Genomic DNA, 18699 nt, shown 5'->3' with positions numbered 1-18699 from the left:
TCAGACGGGCTTCATGCGTATTCGATTGGAATACGTGAAGAATCAGGCGTTAGGACGCTTGCCGTGGTTAGCGGCCTTCTTACGACGATCCTTACGCTTACGTCCGCGCATGCCCATGATGGACTCCTTTACTTAAAGAAAAAATAAGCCTTCGGAATTATGCCACATCGCTCAGACGACGTGCAACACGTGTGTCATTGGCGATGTGGCATTACCGGAGGTTGAGGCAATCGGAAGATGCTCAGTGCTGCTCAGCCTTGATGAACAGCTTCGTGGTGCTGGATTCACCAGGCTTGATCACAATAAGGTCGTTGCCGGTGTTGAACGCATTAGCGTAAGCGGTCTGCGGTTCCACAGCGGTGCCAGCAGGATGCTGGAATGCCGGGAAACCGGTACCGGTGCACACCTGGAAGGAAGTGATGGTTTCATCGCCGCCGACCTTGATGACCAGACCGTCAGGGCGAGTGAAGGTGGCGGTCACAGAGCCGTCCGCGTCGCGCTTCAAATCGGTCCATGCGTCATCGAACGGCTGGTTGACCAGCAGCGGGTTGTCGTTCAGATCGTACTTGGTGCCTTCCACCGGCTCAGTGCCAGTCGGAATCAGGTTTTCATCTACAGTAACGTGAGTTTCAGCAGGCACGGTCAGATGGCACTGAGCATTGTGACCATCGATTTCGTCGCCATAGCCGTTGAAGCCGTTGTCGAGCCACGGGTGGATGGCCAGAGCCCACGGTGCATCCACATCGCCGTAGTTTTCAGCGGTGACGGTAATCTTCAATCCATCTTCGGTCAGTTCGTGGGTGGCGTAAACCTTGATCGCGAAAGGATAACCGAGCAGGAACGGAGCGCGCCAAGACTGCGTGACGGAATGCTCGGTCAAGGATTCAAGCTTCCAGAAAGCGCGGTAGCCGTAGCCGTGAATAGCGGTGTTGCGGTCGTGCTCATCAATCGGCAGCGTGTACGTCTTGCCTTCGAATTCATATGTGCCTGCGGCAATGCGGTTCGGGAACGGAACCAGCAGCTGGCCGTGGCAGCAGGTAATTGGATCATCGGGGCCGAGCGGCACGATGACATTCTTGCCCTTATAGGTGACCTTGCGCATGGTAGCGCCCAGCTCGGTAATGACGGCTTCGTAATCGCCGTAAGAGATGCTGTACTGCTGACCGGTGCGTGGCGTTGTACTCGTCATGAAATCACTCCCGTAGTGAGATATCGGAATCGATAACCATTGTTACCGCTAACAGCTAGTGTAGCGCGTTTCTTTTCGTACACGGCCTATTGCACGCTCATGCATGCGACTTTGCCGGGAGACTGCTCTAGTAGACTGGAACACAGTGTGCGAAAAGGAGATTCTATGACCAAATGTGTGGTGCTGGCTGATCCGCGAGGATTCTGCGCCGGTGTTGATCGTGCGATTCTTACAGTACAAACGATTCTGAAAGCGGCAGCCTCATCAGGAAAGCTGGTACGTGAGGATGGTCTGCCTCCGGTCTATGTGCGCAGGCAAATTGTGCATAACAAGCATGTGGTCGAAGATTTGGCGTCACAAGGTGCGGTTTTCGTACAAGAACTCAGTGAAATTCCGGATGCCGCTGCCGAGGCTGGAATTCCCGTGGTGTTTTCCGCACATGGCGTTTCTCCCGAAGTCAAGAACGAGGCCAAGCAGCGTGGCATGCATGTGGTGGATGCAACCTGCCCGCTCGTGGGCAAGGTGCATCGTGAAGTGCTTCGATTCGTGCGTGAAGGCTACGAGATTATCTATATCGGGCACAAAGGTCACGATGAAGCCGTTGGCGTGGTGGGGGAGAGCCCGGAGCATGTTCACCTGATCGAACATGCTGATGACGTAGCGTCGTTGGATTTCACCCCTGATACGAAGCTGGTTCTGCTTTCGCAAACCACGTTGAGCGTCGATGAAACCGCCGATACTATTGCGGCATTGAAAGCAAGGTTCCCTTGGATGGAGGAGCCGCCAAGCTCGGATATCTGCTATGCCACGTCGAATCGTCAAGCTGCCGTGAAACTCGTGGCACAACAGTCTGATTGCGTGGTGATTGTCGGTTCGGCGAATTCCTCAAACTCCGTACGTTTGATGGAAGTGGCACAAGAAGGATTAGGGGAGCGGGGCAAAGCATATCGTGTAGATGATGCCAATGAGCTCAATCCTAAATGGTTCGCTGATGTTACTGCAGTAGGTATTTCCTCTGGTGCCTCTGTGCCGGATGAACTGGTTTCCGGCGTGATTGATGCATTGCAAAATCTCGGATTCACCGGTATGAAGTCAGTGGAGACCATTAAGGAGAATATGCATTTTGTGCTTCCCGCGGAGCTCCGCGGGAAGCCTTCGCGAGCCTAGTCAGGCTCGCTCACTTCGCCTACAGAGAGTCCACTGGACTCTCTGTTTTACGGCTCAGCTAGCTGAGCTTCGCCGCCGGTAGCTTCGCAGCAAGCTGCTCACTTCGCCTAGGCAGAGTCCACTGGACTCTGCCTTTTACGGCTCAGTCTGCTGAGCTCCGCGGGAAGCCTTCGCGAGCCTAGTTTTTAGCCGTGGTGTGAGTCGGGACTACCCCTCAGTCACTTCGTGACAGCTCCCCTGACAAGGGGAGCCAGATGTTTTACCACGTGCCGATTGGGGCGGCAATGCCATTTAAAACCTTGAGCAGATCTTCGGGATTAACGCCCACGGATAATCCTCGCTTGCCTCCGGAAACCAGAATCCGGTCGAATTGCAAGGCGCTTTCGTCCAACACGGTTTTATGATGCGTTTTCTGCCCCAGTGGCGAAATACCACCCACCACATAACCGGATTCACGCATAGCCACTTTTGGATCCGCCATTGAGACTTTCTTCGCGCCGACAGCTGCTGCCAATGCTTTCAAATCCATATGGCCGCTGACGGGGACTACGCCTACCACACGTTCGGTGCCGGTATCTGCCATCAGGGTCTTAAAAACCTGATGCTCATCAAAGCCAAGCTTTGTGGCTGCTTCTACGCCGTAGCCGTCGTCCATATGATCATTGGAGTGCTCGTATTCGTAGAGCTGAAAATCCACGCCGGCTTTCTCTAACTGCACTGTGGCAGGAGTGGAACCGGTTCCCTTACCATGCTGCTTGTTCTTTTTCGCCATGCTCTCTGTTGTACTACAAAGAAACCCCCACACATGGTGGGGGTTTCATAAGCTTAGTTCTCAAATGAACCTATGCGGGCGAACCCGCGCGGATTCACTCGGAGATCTCAGCGAAGTACAGCAGGGTACGGATCATGTTGGAGGTGAAGCCGTACTCGTTGTCGTAGAAGGAAACGGTGCGAGCCAGGGTCACGCCGTCAACGGTGTTGACGTCGGTCTGGGTCGGGTCGAACACGCCACCGTGGGTGTCGCCGAGGATATCGGAGGAGACGATGCCCTCATCGTTGTAGCCGTAGAACTCGCAGTTCTCGAAGGCTTCCTTGAATGCGGCGTTGATCTCGTCAGCGGTGGTCTCGGTGTTCAGAACGGTGGTCAGCTCGGTGACGGAGCCGTCCGGAACCTGAACGCGCTGAGCGTGGCCCTGCAGCTTGCCGTTCACGGACGGAACGACCTTGCCGATAGCCTTAGCAGCACCGGTGGAGTGAGCGATGGTGTTGATGGCAGCGGCGCGCAGGTTGCGGCCGGTCTTGGTGCCACGCGGGCCATCGAGCAGCATCTGGGTGCCGGTGTAAGCGTGGATGGTGGTCATGAAGCCGGCCTTGATGCCGAACTTCTCGTCCAGCAGCTTGACCATAGCGGCCATGGAGTTGGTGGTGCAGGAGCCGGCGGAGACGATCACGTCGGAAGCCTTGAGGATGTCGTGGTTCACGCCGAACACGACGGTCGGGGTGACGTCATCCTTAGCCGGAGCGGAGATCAGGACCTTCTTGGCGCCAGCGTTGATGTGAGCCTGGGACTTCTCAGCGGAGGTGTAGAAGCCGGTGCACTCGAGCACGTACTCAACACCGTCGTTCTTGACCCACGGAATGTTGTTGGCGTCCTTCTCGGCGTAGACCTTGTATTCCTTGCCGTCCACCACGATGGAGTCTTCGGTGGCCTTCACGTCAACCGGGGTGCCGTCGTCGTGACGGAAGGTGCCGTGGGTGGAATCGTACTTCAGCAGGTAAGCCAGGGTGGCCGGGGTGGTCAGATCGTTGATGGCGGCAACTTCGATGTCACCAGCCTGGCCGCCGCGAGCCTGCAGCTCGAAGATACGACGGAAGGCGAGACGACCAATGCGACCGAAGCCGTTGATACCAATCTTAACTGTCATGTAATTCTCCCTTGTAGGGTGGCGGTAATGTGCCTTGGCACACCACGCCATTGTTTACCAACAGTTGTTACTGTAATGCCGACTGTGTACACAAAGCAACGTATGAACGTGTGTTTTGGTCAAAAATCTCCATTTTTCTGTGAGCGCTCACATTGTTGTTCGTGCAAGCTTTGCCATGCGTTCATTAAGGATGCGAACTATCAACGCTCAACGGTTTTGCATCATGTAGTCAGCTCACCAGCAAAGCAGAGACTTCGGTGTCCAAGGTGCCAATATCTCCTGTGAAATTATGGAAGCGACGGACATGCGGCAATGCTACTTCGCCGGGAAAAGTGACAATCAATGTGCCTTGAGCAACGCTAACTGCGGCAGGAATATTATCGCGGAACTCATTGCTCACACCTTGCACCACGGTATTGGTTAACGTGCCATGCTCAAGCTCATACTTCAATCCCGGTTCGTTCACGTCCAGCGAAACATCAGACAGTGAAAAAACCGACACCATGCGGCCATCTTCACGAACCGGATGAGCGGCGAACGTAAGCTCCCCATCACAAATAGAAGTCACCACAGTACCGTTGCCAAACAGATATCCGCTTGCACCATGCTGAGCAAGCAATCCCATCAGCTGAATATTGGAGAGCGTATGGTCCACGCGGCCGCCAAGCCCGCCCCAAATGCGGAACTCCCGGCAGCCGGAAGCCCAACCGATTTTGAGCGCGGACAGCATATCCGGATCATCTTTCAGCGGCGGCAGTACTACAGTTCGCATACCTGCGCCGCTTGCATCAGATTCAAGACTGGGGCGCTTGCCTTCCAGCGAATCAAAGTCGCCTACTACTACATCCGGCGTAATACCAAGTGCACGTGTATGATCAAGCCCGCCATCTGCCGCAATAATATAAGCGTCAGTCGGAATCAAAGCCGGATCAGGTGCCCCATAGTATTCACCCGCACCAAAAATCGCACATACCTTAGTCATGACGTCAACTGTAGCTGTTCTGCTGCTAGGCTAACGAAACAACGCATCACATATGAGCGAAATGGGATAGAGAGGATCCAAGCAATGGCGCATATTACGGAGGCAAGCGAAAGACCTATCCTGAAATCCAAGGTGTTCCTGTACGTTACCGAATTCTTCTCCGGCATGTCCGTTATGGCTGCCGAACTTGGCGCATCCCGCCTCCTGGCACCGTACTTCTCCAGTTCGCAGATTGTATGGACCATCATCATCGGCACCATCATGATCGCTTTGGCGCTGGGTGCTGTGTTCGGTGGTCGTTGGGCGGATAAAGATCCGAATCCGGACAAACTCTATTTGCGCATTATGGTGGCCGCTGTATGGATTGCGCTGATTCCACTGGTGGGTAAGTATCTGATTCTGATTATTTCCGGCTTGCTTATCGTTACTGTTTCAACGAATTTCCTGATTATCGCCGCATTCATATCCTGCGCAATCATCTTCGTGCCACCGCTGTTCCTGCTCGGTACGGTGACAGCAGGGCTCAATAAATTTGCAACCACGTCGCTGGAAGACAATGCTTCCGTGGTGGGCCGATTGTCCGCATGCAATACGATTGGCTCAATCCTCGGCACATTTTTACCGACATTCGTTACGATTCCTGCAGTTGGCACCTTTGTGAGCTTCCTGATTTTCTCTGGTGCGCTGCTGCTGATTCCACTCATCTATTTCATCTCCATCAAAACGCATCGTGTGGCTTGTGCGGTGTCGGCGGTGATTTTTGTAATTACCAGCTGTGTCTCACCATTGACTGGCTTCGCCTTCTGGGAAACCAATCTTGCCTATGAAGGGGAGTCCATATACAACTATCTGCAGGTCAAAAATCTTTCGGATCGTACGATTCTCTCAACCAATGTGCTCTTCGGTGTGCAATCGGTCACGATGAAGGAACCGGGATTGACCGGCATGTACTACGACACTGCACTTGCCGCTCCAGCGCTCGCCGACAAAGCAAACTCTGCACTGATCCTTGGTATGGGTACAGGAACATATGCCAGGCAGCTGAAGCAGTATTATCCGGGCATGTCGATTACCGGCGTGGAAATCGACCAGAAAATCACTGAGTTGGCAGGACAGTATTTCTCTGAACCGAGTGATGTGCCAGTAAGCACCTATGACGGCCGCGCTTGGCTCGCCGCTTCTCATGACTCCTACGACGTGATTATGGTCGATGCGTATCAAGACATCACCATTCCATTCCAGATGAGCTCGACCGAGTTCTTCACCATGGTGAAGGAGCACCTTAATCCTGGCGGCGTGATGGTGGTCAATATGAATATGGTTTCAGATGGCCGCGGTTCCATCAATGAAGCGTTAAGCGATACGATTGCCAGCGTATTTGGTGCGGCTAATATGTTGACGGCTGATGTGCCGAACACTACGAACCGGGAGCTTTTCGCGAAAAAGTCTTCGTCAGGGCAATCAACAAGCGATATGAAGCAGGTCTCTCAAGCTGACAGGTTGAGTCAGACCACCTATGCGCGTACCGGCAGTGAGCCGTTGCAGTGGTATATGGAAGAAGTGTCCGGTCGATTTACTGCAGTTGATACGCCGGATTCCTCTTCGACTATTTTGACGGATGACAAAGCTCCGGTTGAAGTTTTAGGCATGCGCGCTATCGACCAGATTATTGCTCAGGAGGCTGGTCCATACCGCGAGATTCTGCAGAAGGAAGGCATTGGCGGCTTATTACGTGCCGTGCAGTAGTGCGACGCGATAGTGCGACACACGCCTATCTAATGTCTGGGCTTATGGTATGCTTTCCATTTGGCTTGAGAAATCAAGAAAGCGGGGTAACCCCACCTGGAAACCTTTCAAGGTCTCGGGTTCAAGGCAACAGCCTAGAAAATTGCTGAGATAAAGCAATTGTTATTTGTGATGCTGATGGTATTGCAGATGAAAGTCGGCGCATAGCGTACGGCTTGTGTTGTCATGAATCCAATGCGTTGATGGGATCCGAGTGGACCCGTGTAGGAACATGCAGAGGATTGGAGTCATCATCAGCGACGAACCACGTATTAACGACGAGATTCGCGTCCCGCAGGTACGCCTGATCGGCCCGAAGGGCGAGCAGGTGGGCGTCATCGCGACTACTGTCGCGCTGAACCTGGCCAAGGAGGCAAACCTCGATCTCGTCGAGGTGGCACCGAACGCGAAGCCTCCGGTCGCCAAGCTCATTGATTACGGCAAGTTCAAGTACAACGAGAAGATTAAGGCTCGTGAAGCTCGCCGCAACCAGAGCACCGCGGAAATCAAGGAGATTCGTTTCCGCCTTAAGATCGACGATCACGACTTTGACGTGAAGAAGGGCCATGTGACCCGCTTCCTGAACGGCGGCGACAAGGTCAAGGTGACCATCATGCTGCGCGGTCGTGAGATCTCCCGCCCGATTGGCGGTGTCGAACTGCTGCAGCGCTTGGCTGACGATGTCGAGGAATTCGGCACCGTGGAATCCAAGCCGAAGCAGGAGGGGCGCAACATCATCATGACCCTCGCCCCGAAGGGCAAGAAGGTGCACACCCAGTCGGAGCAGCGCCGTCGTGGAGCAGAATCCCGCGCTGAGCGCCAGGCCCGCCAGGCTGCACGTCTTGCCGCCAAGCAGGAGGCTCAGGCACAGGCCGCCGCCGACGCCCAGGCCTCGATTTCTCCCAAGACTTCCGATATGAAGAAGCAAACCAGCAAGGAGGGCAGCAATGCCGAAGATGAAAACTAATTCCGCCGCTTCCAAGCGCGCTCGTATCACCGGCTCCGGCAAGGTGATGCAGGTCGGTTCCGCTATGCGCCACAACCTCGAGCACAAGTCCGCTCGCAAGCGTCGCGCTCTGTCCGCTGACGCTGTGCTGCGCGGTGGCCAGGCCAAGAAGCTGAAGCAGCTTCTGCAGAAGTGAGCTTAGGGCTTACACGGATAATAAAGACTTTTTAGAAAGCTGAGGAAATAGATTATGGCACGTGTCAAGCGCGCAGTGAACGCCCACAAGAAGCGTCGCGTTGTTCTCGATAGGGCTTCCGGTTACCGTGGTCAGCGCTCCCGCCTGTACCGCAAGGCTAAGGAACAGCTGCTTCACTCCTTTAACTACAACTTCCGCGACCGTAAGGCTCGCAAGGGCGACTTCCGCAAGCTGTGGATTCAGCGTATCAACGCTGCTGTCCGCGCTGAGGGCATCACCTACAACCGCTTCATCCAGGGTCTGCACCTCGCTGGCATCGAACTGGATCGTCGCGCTCTGGCTGAGCTGGCTGTCTCCGATCCTGAGACCTTCAAGACCATCGTTGAGGCTGCCAAGGCTGCTCTGCCTGAGGACGTCAACGCTCCGGTTGAGGCCTGAGATTAATAGTCCAGTGGACTGTCTGTATGAGGCACGCAGCTTTGCTGCGAAGGACGCGTGAAACGCGTCGGCCTGAACCTGACAGTCATACAGACTGATTTTTGATAGAAACCCCGCTCTTTGGCGGGGTTTCATCGTATGTACGGCCAGATACCGAATACCATGGAGCATCATGACCAATAGCTTCGACAGACTTACCGAGCAATTCCTCGTACACATTGGCGTGGAGCGTGGGCTTGCCAAGGCCACAGTAGAAGCATATGAATCAGACATCCATAGGTATGTTGATTGGTTGAAGACCAGAGGCGTTGAAGATGCTGACGCAATCACATCACAGGATGTGGAAGACTATGTGGCATCGTTAGATGCGGCAGGGGAGTCTGCGCGTTCCAAGGCCAGGCGTCTTGCTTCGCTCCACGAGTTTCATCGTTTTGCCTTGAGCCAACACGTAGTTACCAATGACGTATCCGCAGCGGTAAAAGCGCCTAAAGGTGCTTCAACATTACCGGACGTGCTGAGCGTCGATGAAGTGACGAAACTGTTGAATGCTGCCACTGTCGGCGGTTCACAAGATCCGGTGGTGCTGCGAAATACGGCGCTGCTTGAATTCATGTATGCCACTGGCTGCCGTGTGTCGGAGGCCGCGGGCGCCAATCTTGATGATATTGACCTGGATGGGCGAGTGGCGAGACTGATGGGTAAAGGCTCCAAACAGCGTTTGGTGCCTATCGGTAGCTATGCGTGTGAAGCGCTTGCCGTGTATTTGAATACAGCGCGAGGCGAGCTTGAACGCAGATCTTCGGCTGTTGTTCCGGAGCGGCGCGCGTTATTCCTTAATAAACGAGGCCGCCGCATTTCGCGGCAATCAATTTGGGAAGTGGTTAAAGACGCGGGGAAGAGGGCCGGAATCACCAGACCATTGCATCCTCATACGTTGCGGCATTCCTTCGCTACGCATCTGATTCAAGGAGGCGCGGACGTGCGTACTGTGCAGGAGTTGCTCGGCCATGCTAGCGTAACCACCACGCAGATTTATACGCATGTCAGCCCTGAGCATCTAATCGAGGCGTATTTATCCTCTCACCCGCGCGCCAGATGAACATCTGGAATCAATTGAGCGTATTGCGCATTATTTCGGCACCAAGGTCGACGTGCCTGCAGAGTAATCTATACAGCAGTTGAAAGTAATTACTCAAAGGTGCGGCGACGATGGAAGACTGGCGTGACGACCGGACAGTGGTCAATGGATTCAGGCAGGGAACATTGCCTATGGCCGGAACGTATGTCGTTACCCCCCAGACGGACGAAGATGTTGATAAGGTAAACAGTATGCCTACCGATTTGCTTGGACGTGAATATGAAACTTTCCCCGCTCCTGAACCGCTGCAGCAGCATGGCCCAGCCCGGGTCATCGCCATGTGCAACCAAAAGGGTGGCGTAGGCAAAACCACCAGTTCCATCAATATCGCTGGTGCGCTTGCCCAGTATGGCCGCCGCGTATTGATTGTGGATTTCGACCCGCAGGGTGCTGCCACTGTGGGCTTGGGTATCAATGCGAATGCGGTAGACAATACGATTTATACCGCGCTGTTCGATATTTCCGTAGATCCGCATGATGTAGTGCAGCATACAGCGTTTGAGAATATCGATATCATTCCGGCTAATATTGATTTGTCAGCTGCCGAAGTGCAGCTGGTCACCGAGGTAGGCCGTGAGCAGATTCTCAACGGCGTGCTGCGCAAGCTGAAGAACGAATACGATCTCATTATCGTGGACTGCCAGCCCTCGCTCGGCCTGCTCACTGTTAACGCATTGACCGCTGCGGATGGTGTGATTATTCCTGTGGCTGCTGAGTTCTTTGCGCTGCGAGGAGTGGCACTGCTGATGCAGTCCATTGAAAAAGTTCAGTCACGCATCAATCCATCCCTTGAAGTGGATGGTGTGCTGGTCACCATGTACACCAATACGCTGCACTGCGAGGAAGTCTGCCAGCGTATTTACGAAGCGTTTAAAGACAAGGTGTTCCATACCTGTATCTCCCGCTCCATCAAACTGCCTGATTCCACTGTGGCCGCAGCCCCTATCGTCATCTACGCGCCTGGTCATAAAACGGCTAAGGAATACCGTGAAGTGGCTCGCGAGATGGTCGCACGCGGCGTAGTGGCGTAAAGCGCAGTCCGCATTGTTCTTCGGTCGGTTATGAACGATACCGATATTCAAGCGGTGCAGGAGATTGGCGAAGAAGCGACTGCCAGTCAAACCGGTGCTTCCGGATTCCAAGTGAATCTGGAAGTATATTCCGGTCCGTTTGATGTGTTGCTTGGCATGATTGCGAACAACAAACTCGAGCTTACCGAGGTTTCGTTGTCATCAATCACCGAAGAGTTTCTCAGCTATGTGCGCGGCCTCGATTTCACCAAGAATATGGACGAGGCCAGTGCGTTCTTGGATGTCGCGTCGATTCTGGTCGAAGCCAAAAGTGTGGCGATTCTGCCCGGTGGCGACGAATCCCAAGCTGATGAGCAGAGTCTTGAAGCATTACGTGAGAGGGATTTATTATTCGCTCGTCTGATTCAGTATCGTGCATACAAGCAGGCCGCAACTGATTTTCGCGCGCGCTTGGCTGCAAATGCAGGGCGCTATCCGCATCCGGCTTACATGGATGATGCGATGAGCGCTATGCTTCCAGAGCTGATTTGGACTATGACGCCAACTGATTTGGCTCGATTGGCTGCGCAAGTATTGACCAATGCGCCAGCCTCGGAAGTGTCTCTGCACCAACTGCATGTGCCGTTGGTTGATTTACGCGCTCAATCCGCTGTAGTGCGAGAGCGTTTAATGCATGCCATGGCGCATCGCCCTGATGCTGCCATGACATTCGGAGAGCTAACCAAAGACTGCGCTTCCAAATTGGAAGTGGTTGCCCGATTCATGGCAGTACTGATGTTCTTCAAACAAGGAGTGTTGCAATATCGGCAAAGCGGACCGTTCGAAGAGCTTGAATTGCGATGGGTCGCAGGCGTGGATGATGCGATGAACGACGTGGAGATATCAGAAGGAGACTTTGCCTGATGAGCGACGAATCACAACAACTCAGCGACGAAACCATTGCTATGGATGTTTTTCCCGGTGGGCTTCCCGCTTGTTTGGAAGCGATATTGATGGTTGCTGACCAGCCTCAGCCTACTGCGGACATCGCTCGAATGCTCCATTGTGATGTGGCAACGATTGAACAGGCGCTCAAGGCATTGCAACGTGAGTATGAGGGAGATGAAAACACTGGTATTCGCCCGCGCGGTTTTGAATTACGCCACACTCCACGAGGCTGGCAGTTCGCCAGTCGTGCTGTTTTTGAGCCGATTGTTTCCGCTGTTGTAACCGATGGGCAGACTGCGCGGTTGAGCCAGGCGGCGCTTGAGGCGCTCGCTATTGTGACATATAAGCAACCGGTTACGCGCGCGCAAGTGGCTGCGATTCGTGGTGTGAATTCAGATGGTGTGATTCGCTCGTTGAGTGTGCATGGCTTGATTCGAGAAAGCGGAGTTGATCAGGAAACTCGTGCTGCGCTTTTGGTCACTTCTGAACTGTTCCTTGAGCGCATGGGGCTTGACTCATTGGATCAGTTGCCGTCGTTGGCTCCATTCCTTCCCTCGGAATCGGAAATGGTGCAGCTGACTCAAGCGGATAATGCAAACGCGAATTATTCCGAAGAGTGATTGTTTCCATTACTTATAGTCAATTTGACTAAAAATAGTGCTATGCTAAACAACTAGGGGAAGGCTCCTGTGAATTAGTAGGATAAGCGCCTCGTAACACCGGGGACCGAGGAAAGAAGCGTGGCATGGGATTCGGTAATGTATCTGAACGCCGTAGTGCGCCACCGCAAGTCGGTGTATCGGTGGTGATTCTGGCGCTTGGCCCTCGCAATGTAGAAGCCACTGACACAGATGGAGCGCGTGAAGGGGCTCGCTCGCAACTCTGGTTGCCGTTGGTGAGGCGCATCCGCCAGCCGTTTTTAGGGTCGTGGGCTCTGCCAGGCGGCAATCTTCGCGCTGATCGATCGTTGGAACAGTCGGCATTTGCGGCACTGGAATCCACCACTGCGTTGCACCCGCGATATCTTGAACAGTTGTATACGTTTGGAGATCCCAACAGATCTCACGGCGGATTGCCGATGGTGTCCATCGTGTATTGGGCGTTGGTGGAGCAACACGTGGCGGCTGATTTTGAAGACGGCGATAATGTGCGCTGGTTCTCGGAAAACGATCTTCCATCGTTGGCCTTCGATCATAAAGCCATTATTGAATACGCATTGGAACGGTTACGTTCCAAAATTGAGTATTCGGACGTGGCAACGAGACTATTGGGTCCGACTTTTACCTTGCGTCAACTGCACGAAGTGTATGAAGCCATCACAGGTCAAAGCATTGATCTGGCGAATTTCCGCCGTAAAATGCTCGCTTCCGGCGACCTGGAAGATACCGGCGAAAAACGACGCGAAGGCCGTCAACGACCGGCTGCAGTGTACCGGTACGTGCCGCAGCATTCGGTGCGTGATGATGCGTTCGAAAATGATGAATCATCATTGAGCTCCCACACCGGTAATCAATCAGTCATCGCACGGGAACACGAACGCGATATCGTGCACCACGATGCGCTGGCACCGCTCGTCCCCTCCGCGCGCGAATAGCAAGCGGGCACATTACAGCTGTGTTTGATAGTTCAATCAATCGCATAAATAGTAAACAAAGAGAAGAAGGTTCACTATGAGTGACACCAAAGAGAAGAGCTCTGCGCTCTCCGTGGAGGAGCAGGGCATTGACACCATTGCCGAGTCCGACCGCCACGGCAGCCCGAAGGATCTGTTCTGGCCGTGGTTCGCAGCCAACATTTCCGTGCTGGCCATGTCGTATGGTGCATGGGCGCTGGGCTTCGGCATTTCATTCTGGCAGGCAACGCTTGCCGCAATACTCGGCATTGTTGTCTCGTTCCTGCTGGTAGGCATTGTATCCATTGCCGGCAAGCGAGCCAATGCGCCAACTATGGTTATCACTCGCGCCACATTCGGCGTGGAAGGTGCCAAGGTGCCGTCTGTGTTGAGCTGGATTGCCACGCTTGGTTGGGAAATCTCCCTGACCACTACCGCTGTGCTGGCGCTTGCCTCGACCTTCCAGCGTCTTGGCTGGGGTTCCGGAGCTGCTCCGAAGATCATCTCCACCATTATCGTGGTCGGTCTCGTGGTGGTTGCCGGCATCTTCGGTTATGACCTCATTATGAAAGCTCAGCAGGCTATCACTGTAATCAGTGGTGTGGTGACCATTGGCTTCCTTATTTTGGGTTGGTCTCATATTGATTTCGCCGCTGTCGGCGCTTCTCAGGCAGGATCGGTACCGTCCGTGCTCGGTGCATTCCTGTTTGTGATGACCGGTTTCGGTTTGGGCTGGGTGAATGTCGCTGCTGATTACTCCCGCTATCTGCCGCGCAAGTCCTCAAATTCCGGCATTGTGTTCTGGTCAACCTTTGGCGCTTCGCTTGCTCCGGTACTGCTGGTCATTTACGGCGGACTGCTCGCCGTTTCCAACCAAAAGCTTTCCGATGCTGTGGGCAATGATCCTATTGGTGCTATGGCTTCGATTCTGCCGACCTGGTACCTGGTTCCATTCACTCTGGTGGCTGTACTCGGCTTGATGTCCGGTGCCATTATGGATAACTACTCCAATGGCTTGGCTCTGCTGAGCTTCGGCATCAAACTGCCGCGCGTGGCAGCTGCTGGTTTGACCGCAGCGCTGACCGTGCTCGGCGTTGTGTACGTGACCTTCTTCTCCGATACCTTCATCGGCCCGTTCCAAGGATTCCTGATTACTCTGGGTGTGCCGATGGCCGTATGGACCGGTCTGTTCATCGCAGACGTGCTGCTGCGCAAAAAGGACTATGACACCGATGATTTGTACAAGGCCGATGGCCGTTACGGTGCTTGGAATATGAAATCCCTGGTGATTCTTCTTGTTGGTACGCTGCTGGGCTGGGGTCTTGTGGTTAACACGTCCGCCAGCTGGCTTGAATGGCAAGGCTACTTCCTGGGTCTCTTTGGCGGTAAGGATGGCGCTTGGGCATCCGCCAACATTGGCGTGATTGTGGCATTGCTGATTGGTTTGTTCGGCGCGTTGATCTTCCAGCGCGGTGATATTGCCAAGCAGGAAAAGGAGGACTGAGATGACTGTTCCATCCGATGAGTGGCTGGTCGTCATTGACCGCCAAAAAGTATTCGCTGAATCTGACTGGTCTGACTGGGCTTGCCCGGACGGTTCTTTCCACACCACTGATGCAGCATTCAAAGCTCTGGCTGAAGCATACAGCGACCATGTAGTGTACACGCGCTACGTGGCTCCTACTCCCGCCAAGGATGCGTGGATTGATTACTTCAAGGATTGGCCGCAGTTCCTGGTCCCACCGGATGATCCGATGTATGACCTAACTGCAGATACGGCTGCGCTCGCTGCCGGCCATCCAATAGTGAGTTGCGATACCTTCGGCAAGTGGGGGAGCGAGCTCGCTGAAGCAATCCAAGGTGCCAAGAAGATTGCTGTGTGTGGCGTGGCCACCGATTGCTGCGTCATCACCACCGTGCTGGCTGCTGCTGACGCTGGTATTGCAGTCCGAGTCGCCGCCGACGCCTGCGCCGGTTCCAGCCCGGAGAACCACCAGCGCGCCCTCGACACCATGGCCCTCTTCGGACCCCTGATTACCATCACCAATTCCTCTGAGATTCTTGGTTGATTGGCGATATAGAAGTAGCAGTAAGCAAACGGGAAGTGGATGTCTTGTACTACTGAGCTGTCAGCATCATCTGACTGAGGGATAGTTGCGCGAAATGCATAACAGATGGCAATGCCCCCTTGTGTTGATTTCCATACAAATCAACACAAGGGGGCATTGCTTTATGTATTACTTAGAGATATGCCAGCCCTCCGTGTGCTTTGCAGTGCGTACGCGAGTGAGCACGCAACCTGCACCAGCAAGGGTGAGAATTGCCGTGAGGGTGAGAATGGTTGTCGTATCGGTACCGGTGTTAGACAACTTCGCAGCCTTCTTCTTGGCGGTGTCGGCCTCCTTATGGGCCTGATCCGCCTTCTGTTGTGCGGCTTCCTGCTTCTTCTGTTCCTCCTCGGCCTTCGCCTGGGCTTCCGCTTCGGCCTTCTTGGCGGCGGCCAGCTCGGCGTCGGCCTGATCCTTGTCCTTCTTGGCCGCATCATACGTGGCCTTCGCGGTCTCGTACTTGGCGTCGGCCTCCTGCTTGGCCGTGTCGGCGGCGGCCAGAGCCTTCTTGGCGTTCTCCAGGTCGGTGGTGGCCTTGGCGAGGCGATCGGGAGCCGCCTCGTACCAGGCGATGGTGTTCTCCGCGTCCGACCTGGCCTTCACGGCCTTGTCGTACGTGGCCTTCGCCGCATCATACGTCTGCTGGGCCTTGTCGAGCTTGGCCTGCGCTGCGGCCACCGCCTCCCGGGCCGTCTTCACGGTCTGGTCGGACACGGACTTCGCAGCCAAAGCATCATTTTTGGCGGCTTCGGCCTTGGCCTTGGCGTCCTTCGCCGCCTGCAGATCCTTCGCGGCCTGGGCCTTCGCGGCCTGCGCGTCCGTGATCGCGGATTCCGCGGCGGCCTTGTCGGCCTGGGCCTGCGTGATGTTCGCGTCGGCCGTGTCGACGGCCTGCTGCGCATCCTCCACGGTCTTGTCGGCCGCATCCAGTTTCGCCTGCGCATCCGACTGGGCGTTCACCGCGGCATCGACCGCGGATTGCGCATCCGCGGTATCCTGCTTCGCGGCCGCGTATGCGCTGTTGGCCGTATCCTGCTCCTTGCGGGCCTGCTCCAACGCCTGGGCCTTGTCGCCCTGGGCCTTGACGGCCTCATCGTACGCGGCCTGCGCATCCTTCGCGGCCTGCGCCAACCGGTCGGCCTTCTCCTGCGCGGCCTTGGCCTCGGCGGCGGCCTTCCGGGCGGCGGTCTGCGCCTCGGCCAGCTTGTCGGCGGCGGTCTGCGCGTCCTTCAACGCCTGCTCGCTCTTGGCCAGAGCATCCCGATAGTTGCCGTCGGCGTTCGTCAGGGAATCACGGTAGGCGGTCAGATCATTGAGATACTCGTCCACGCTCATGGTTCGGCCGAAGCCGAGCTGGACTCGGGTGTTCCCGTCGGTCGGGTAGGCGCTCACGTAGGATCCCTTCGCGTATTCGAGCGCGTGCACGTTCGAACCGTATCCCACGCCGCCGTTCTGGCTGAAGCCGAAACCACCGACCGTCCAGTTCGGATTGACGATGTTCGTGTAATGACCGGTCTGGCAGTAGATGACGCCACCCATCTTGGTGGGGTAGGGGCATGCGGACGGATCGTTGAGCGTCCACTTGCCCTGCTGGTAGGCCTCGTAGTTGGCTTTCTCCTGCGTGTACCAACCCTGATAGGGGCTGTCCTTGTACCCCCAGGCCAGGTTCTCGGAGGATCCGAACTGGAGCGGATGCTCCACGTTGCCGGTCGCGTAGTCGGCGTCGGCCATGCCGATGGCCATCAGCGTGTCGGACACCTGCACCGGCTGCAACCCCTCCTTGACGCGCAACTCGTTCGCCTCCTGCAGATACTTGACCGCGGCGATCATGTTGTCCAGGCTCGTCGCATCCTTCTCATCGCCGACCTTCACATACGACAGGTAATGAGTCACCGCCGGATCGGTCAGCACCCTGACCGCATCCGCGGCGCCCTTGTCGCCGAAGTAGGCGACCGCACCCTGGCTGAGCTTCGACTGGGCATCATCCGCCAACTGCTTCGCGGCATCGGCCTTCGCCTTCAAATCGTCCGCCGTCTGCTGCTTCGCGGCCGCGTCCGCACTGGTCGCATTCACCGTGTCGTTCGCGACCTTGGCTGCGGCGTCGGCCTTCGCCTGTGCCGTCTTCGCGTCTTCGGCGGCCTGCTGCGCGGCCTTCAACTGGGCCGCCAGATCGGATAGGCCGCCATCCTCCTTGGACAGCTGCTCGACCTTCGCATCCGCCTTCTCCTTCGCGGCCTTCGCATCCGCCTCGGCCTGCTTGGCTGCCGTCAGCCTGGCCTGCGCGTCCTTGACCGTCTGATCGGTCTTCGACTTGTCACCGGATGCGGTCTGCTGCGCGGCCTTCGCATCCGCCAGAGCCTTCTGAGCGTCGGCCTTGTCAGCCTGGGCCTGCTTCAACGCGGCATCGGCCTTGTCGGCCTTCTCCTGGGCGGAAGCCGCATCCTTGTCCGCCTGATCGGACTTCGCCTGCGCATCCGACTCGGCCTTCACGGCGGTGTCGATGTCCTTCTGCGCCGCATCGGCCTCGTTCTGATGCTGCGCGGACTCCGTCTGCGCCTGCTGCAGCGTGGATCCGGCCGTGGTCTTCTCCGCTTGGGCGTCGTTCCTGTCCGCTTCGGCCTGCTTCATCGCATCCGTGGACTGCTGGATCGCGTCCTGCGCGTCCTTGACGGCCTTCTGCGCGGCATCGATCTTGGCCGGAGCATCATCCTTGTCCTGCTGGGCGTCATCTGCGGCCTTCTGCGCCGTATCGACCGTGTTCTGCGCGTTCGTCTGAGCCTGCGCGGCCTGCTGCTGCGCGGACTGCGCCGCATCCAGATTCTGCTTCGCCGAATCCAAGGCGGCCGAAGCCGCATCAGCCTTCGCCTGTGCCTCCGTCACACCGGACGGCGCGGCCTGCGAAGCGGCCTGAACGCTTTCCGACGCGGACTGCACCGCATCCTGAGCCTGGCTGATCGCCTGATTCGCCGCATCCGACTGCGAGGACGCAGTCTCATCAGCCATAGCCACAGCCGGAGCTGTCAACGTGGCCAAAGTTGCCACGGTTGCAACCGTAACTTTTGTAACCTTATTTGCCATGATGAACCTCTATTCTCAATAGACTTCTCTGTCTATGAGCAAAGTTATCGGGGGTTTTCGGGGGGGGTGAACGCTGTCCATTATTTGGAATTTTTATCGTTGTTTAGAAAAAGAAATTGCTGGGAGACCATTGAATGGTTTTTGAGCGGTCAAACCATGCCGGTATGCTTGTGCCGG

The 18699-nt window shown here is 55.7% G+C and carries 18 protein-coding genes; 12 read left to right on the top strand and 6 right to left on the bottom strand.

What is annotated here, in order from left to right; genetic code table 11:
* Positions 1-42: 42 nt before the first annotated feature.
* Together AC1AY0_RS06435 and AC1AY0_RS06430 are read right to left on the bottom strand one after the other, a co-directional pair.
* Positions 43-117: a 50S ribosomal protein bL37 gene (locus AC1AY0_RS06435; protein ID WP_003817083.1), complete on the bottom strand. Its 75-nt coding sequence runs from the start codon at positions 115-117 to the stop codon at positions 43-45.
* Between the two features lie 124 nt (positions 118-241).
* The gene (locus AC1AY0_RS06430) at positions 242-1189 is read right to left on the bottom strand and encodes an aldose 1-epimerase family protein (protein ID WP_476523185.1); all 948 of its coding nucleotides are present in this window, start codon (positions 1187-1189) and stop codon (positions 242-244) included.
* A gap of 99 nt (positions 1190-1288) precedes the next feature.
* Here AC1AY0_RS06430 and AC1AY0_RS06425 point away from each other — a divergent pair, with 99 nt between their 5' ends.
* The gene (locus AC1AY0_RS06425) at positions 1289-2356 is read left to right on the top strand and encodes a 4-hydroxy-3-methylbut-2-enyl diphosphate reductase (RefSeq protein ID WP_476526079.1); all 1068 of its coding nucleotides are present in this window, start codon (positions 1289-1291) and stop codon (positions 2354-2356) included.
* A gap of 259 nt (positions 2357-2615) precedes the next feature.
* On the opposite strand, the gene ybaK is transcribed toward AC1AY0_RS06425, so the two are convergent.
* From ybaK to AC1AY0_RS06410, 3 genes are all read right to left on the bottom strand, one after another.
* Complete coding sequence (gene ybaK / locus AC1AY0_RS06420; protein ID WP_476523188.1) at positions 2616-3128, bottom strand: Cys-tRNA(Pro) deacylase; 513 nt, start codon at positions 3126-3128, stop codon at positions 2616-2618.
* A 94-nt stretch (positions 3129-3222) separates the two neighbouring features.
* The gene (gap, locus tag AC1AY0_RS06415) at positions 3223-4281 is read right to left on the bottom strand and encodes a type I glyceraldehyde-3-phosphate dehydrogenase (RefSeq protein WP_033890062.1); all 1059 of its coding nucleotides are present in this window, start codon (positions 4279-4281) and stop codon (positions 3223-3225) included.
* Between the two features lie 229 nt (positions 4282-4510).
* Positions 4511-5263: a thiamine diphosphokinase gene (locus tag AC1AY0_RS06410; protein WP_476523189.1), complete on the bottom strand. Its 753-nt coding sequence runs from the start codon at positions 5261-5263 to the stop codon at positions 4511-4513.
* A gap of 84 nt (positions 5264-5347) precedes the next feature.
* On the opposite strand from AC1AY0_RS06410, the gene AC1AY0_RS06405 reads away from it, so the two are divergent.
* From AC1AY0_RS06405 to AC1AY0_RS06355, 11 genes are all read left to right on the top strand, one after another.
* Positions 5348-7009 carry a spermidine synthase gene (locus AC1AY0_RS06405; RefSeq protein WP_476523190.1) on the top strand — a complete coding sequence of 554 codons (1662 nt, stop codon included), beginning with the start codon at positions 5348-5350 and terminating at the stop codon, positions 7007-7009.
* Positions 7010-7280: 271 nt separating this feature from the next.
* On the top strand, positions 7281-8015 hold the full coding sequence (gene infC, locus AC1AY0_RS06400) for a translation initiation factor IF-3 (protein ID WP_476503735.1): 735 nt from the start codon (positions 7281-7283) through the stop codon (positions 8013-8015).
* Positions 7996-8190, top strand: a complete 195-nt coding sequence (gene rpmI / locus AC1AY0_RS06395) for a 50S ribosomal protein L35 (protein ID WP_033890065.1) — start codon at positions 7996-7998, stop codon at positions 8188-8190. The genes infC and rpmI overlap by 20 nt, the downstream gene beginning before the upstream one ends.
* A gap of 54 nt (positions 8191-8244) precedes the next feature.
* Positions 8245-8628: a 50S ribosomal protein L20 gene (gene rplT, locus AC1AY0_RS06390; protein ID WP_476503734.1), complete on the top strand. Its 384-nt coding sequence runs from the start codon at positions 8245-8247 to the stop codon at positions 8626-8628.
* 172 nt (positions 8629-8800) lie between these two features.
* Complete coding sequence (gene xerD / locus AC1AY0_RS06385; RefSeq protein WP_476503733.1) at positions 8801-9727, top strand: site-specific tyrosine recombinase XerD; 927 nt, start codon at positions 8801-8803, stop codon at positions 9725-9727.
* Positions 9728-9957: 230 nt separating this feature from the next.
* Positions 9958-10797, top strand: coding sequence for a ParA family protein (locus AC1AY0_RS06380; RefSeq protein ID WP_044088912.1), 840 nt, complete (start codon positions 9958-9960; stop codon positions 10795-10797).
* Between the two features lie 30 nt (positions 10798-10827).
* Entirely contained in the window at positions 10828-11700 is an 873-nt protein-coding gene (locus tag AC1AY0_RS06375) for a segregation and condensation protein A (protein ID WP_476503732.1), read from the top strand.
* Complete coding sequence (scpB, locus tag AC1AY0_RS06370) at positions 11700-12344, top strand: SMC-Scp complex subunit ScpB (RefSeq protein ID WP_476503731.1); 645 nt, start codon at positions 11700-11702, stop codon at positions 12342-12344. Before AC1AY0_RS06375 ends, scpB begins: the two co-directional genes overlap by 1 nt.
* 125 nt (positions 12345-12469) lie before the next feature.
* The gene (locus AC1AY0_RS06365; RefSeq protein ID WP_476503730.1) at positions 12470-13318 is read left to right on the top strand and encodes an NUDIX hydrolase; all 849 of its coding nucleotides are present in this window, start codon (positions 12470-12472) and stop codon (positions 13316-13318) included.
* Between the two features lie 76 nt (positions 13319-13394).
* Positions 13395-14840: a purine-cytosine permease family protein gene (locus tag AC1AY0_RS06360; RefSeq protein WP_476503729.1), complete on the top strand. Its 1446-nt coding sequence runs from the start codon at positions 13395-13397 to the stop codon at positions 14838-14840.
* A 1-nt stretch (position 14841) separates the two neighbouring features.
* Positions 14842-15405, top strand: coding sequence for a cysteine hydrolase family protein (locus AC1AY0_RS06355; RefSeq protein ID WP_476503728.1), 564 nt, complete (start codon positions 14842-14844; stop codon positions 15403-15405).
* 168 nt (positions 15406-15573) lie between these two features.
* On the opposite strand, the gene AC1AY0_RS06350 is transcribed toward AC1AY0_RS06355, so the two are convergent.
* Positions 15574-18522, bottom strand: coding sequence for a CAP domain-containing protein (locus AC1AY0_RS06350; protein ID WP_476526077.1), 2949 nt, complete (start codon positions 18520-18522; stop codon positions 15574-15576).
* Between the last annotated feature and the right edge of the window lie 177 nt (positions 18523-18699).

Source organism: Bifidobacterium sp. LH_416 (genome assembly GCF_056357055.1).
This window is presented reverse-complemented; position numbering and strand designations above follow the sequence as displayed.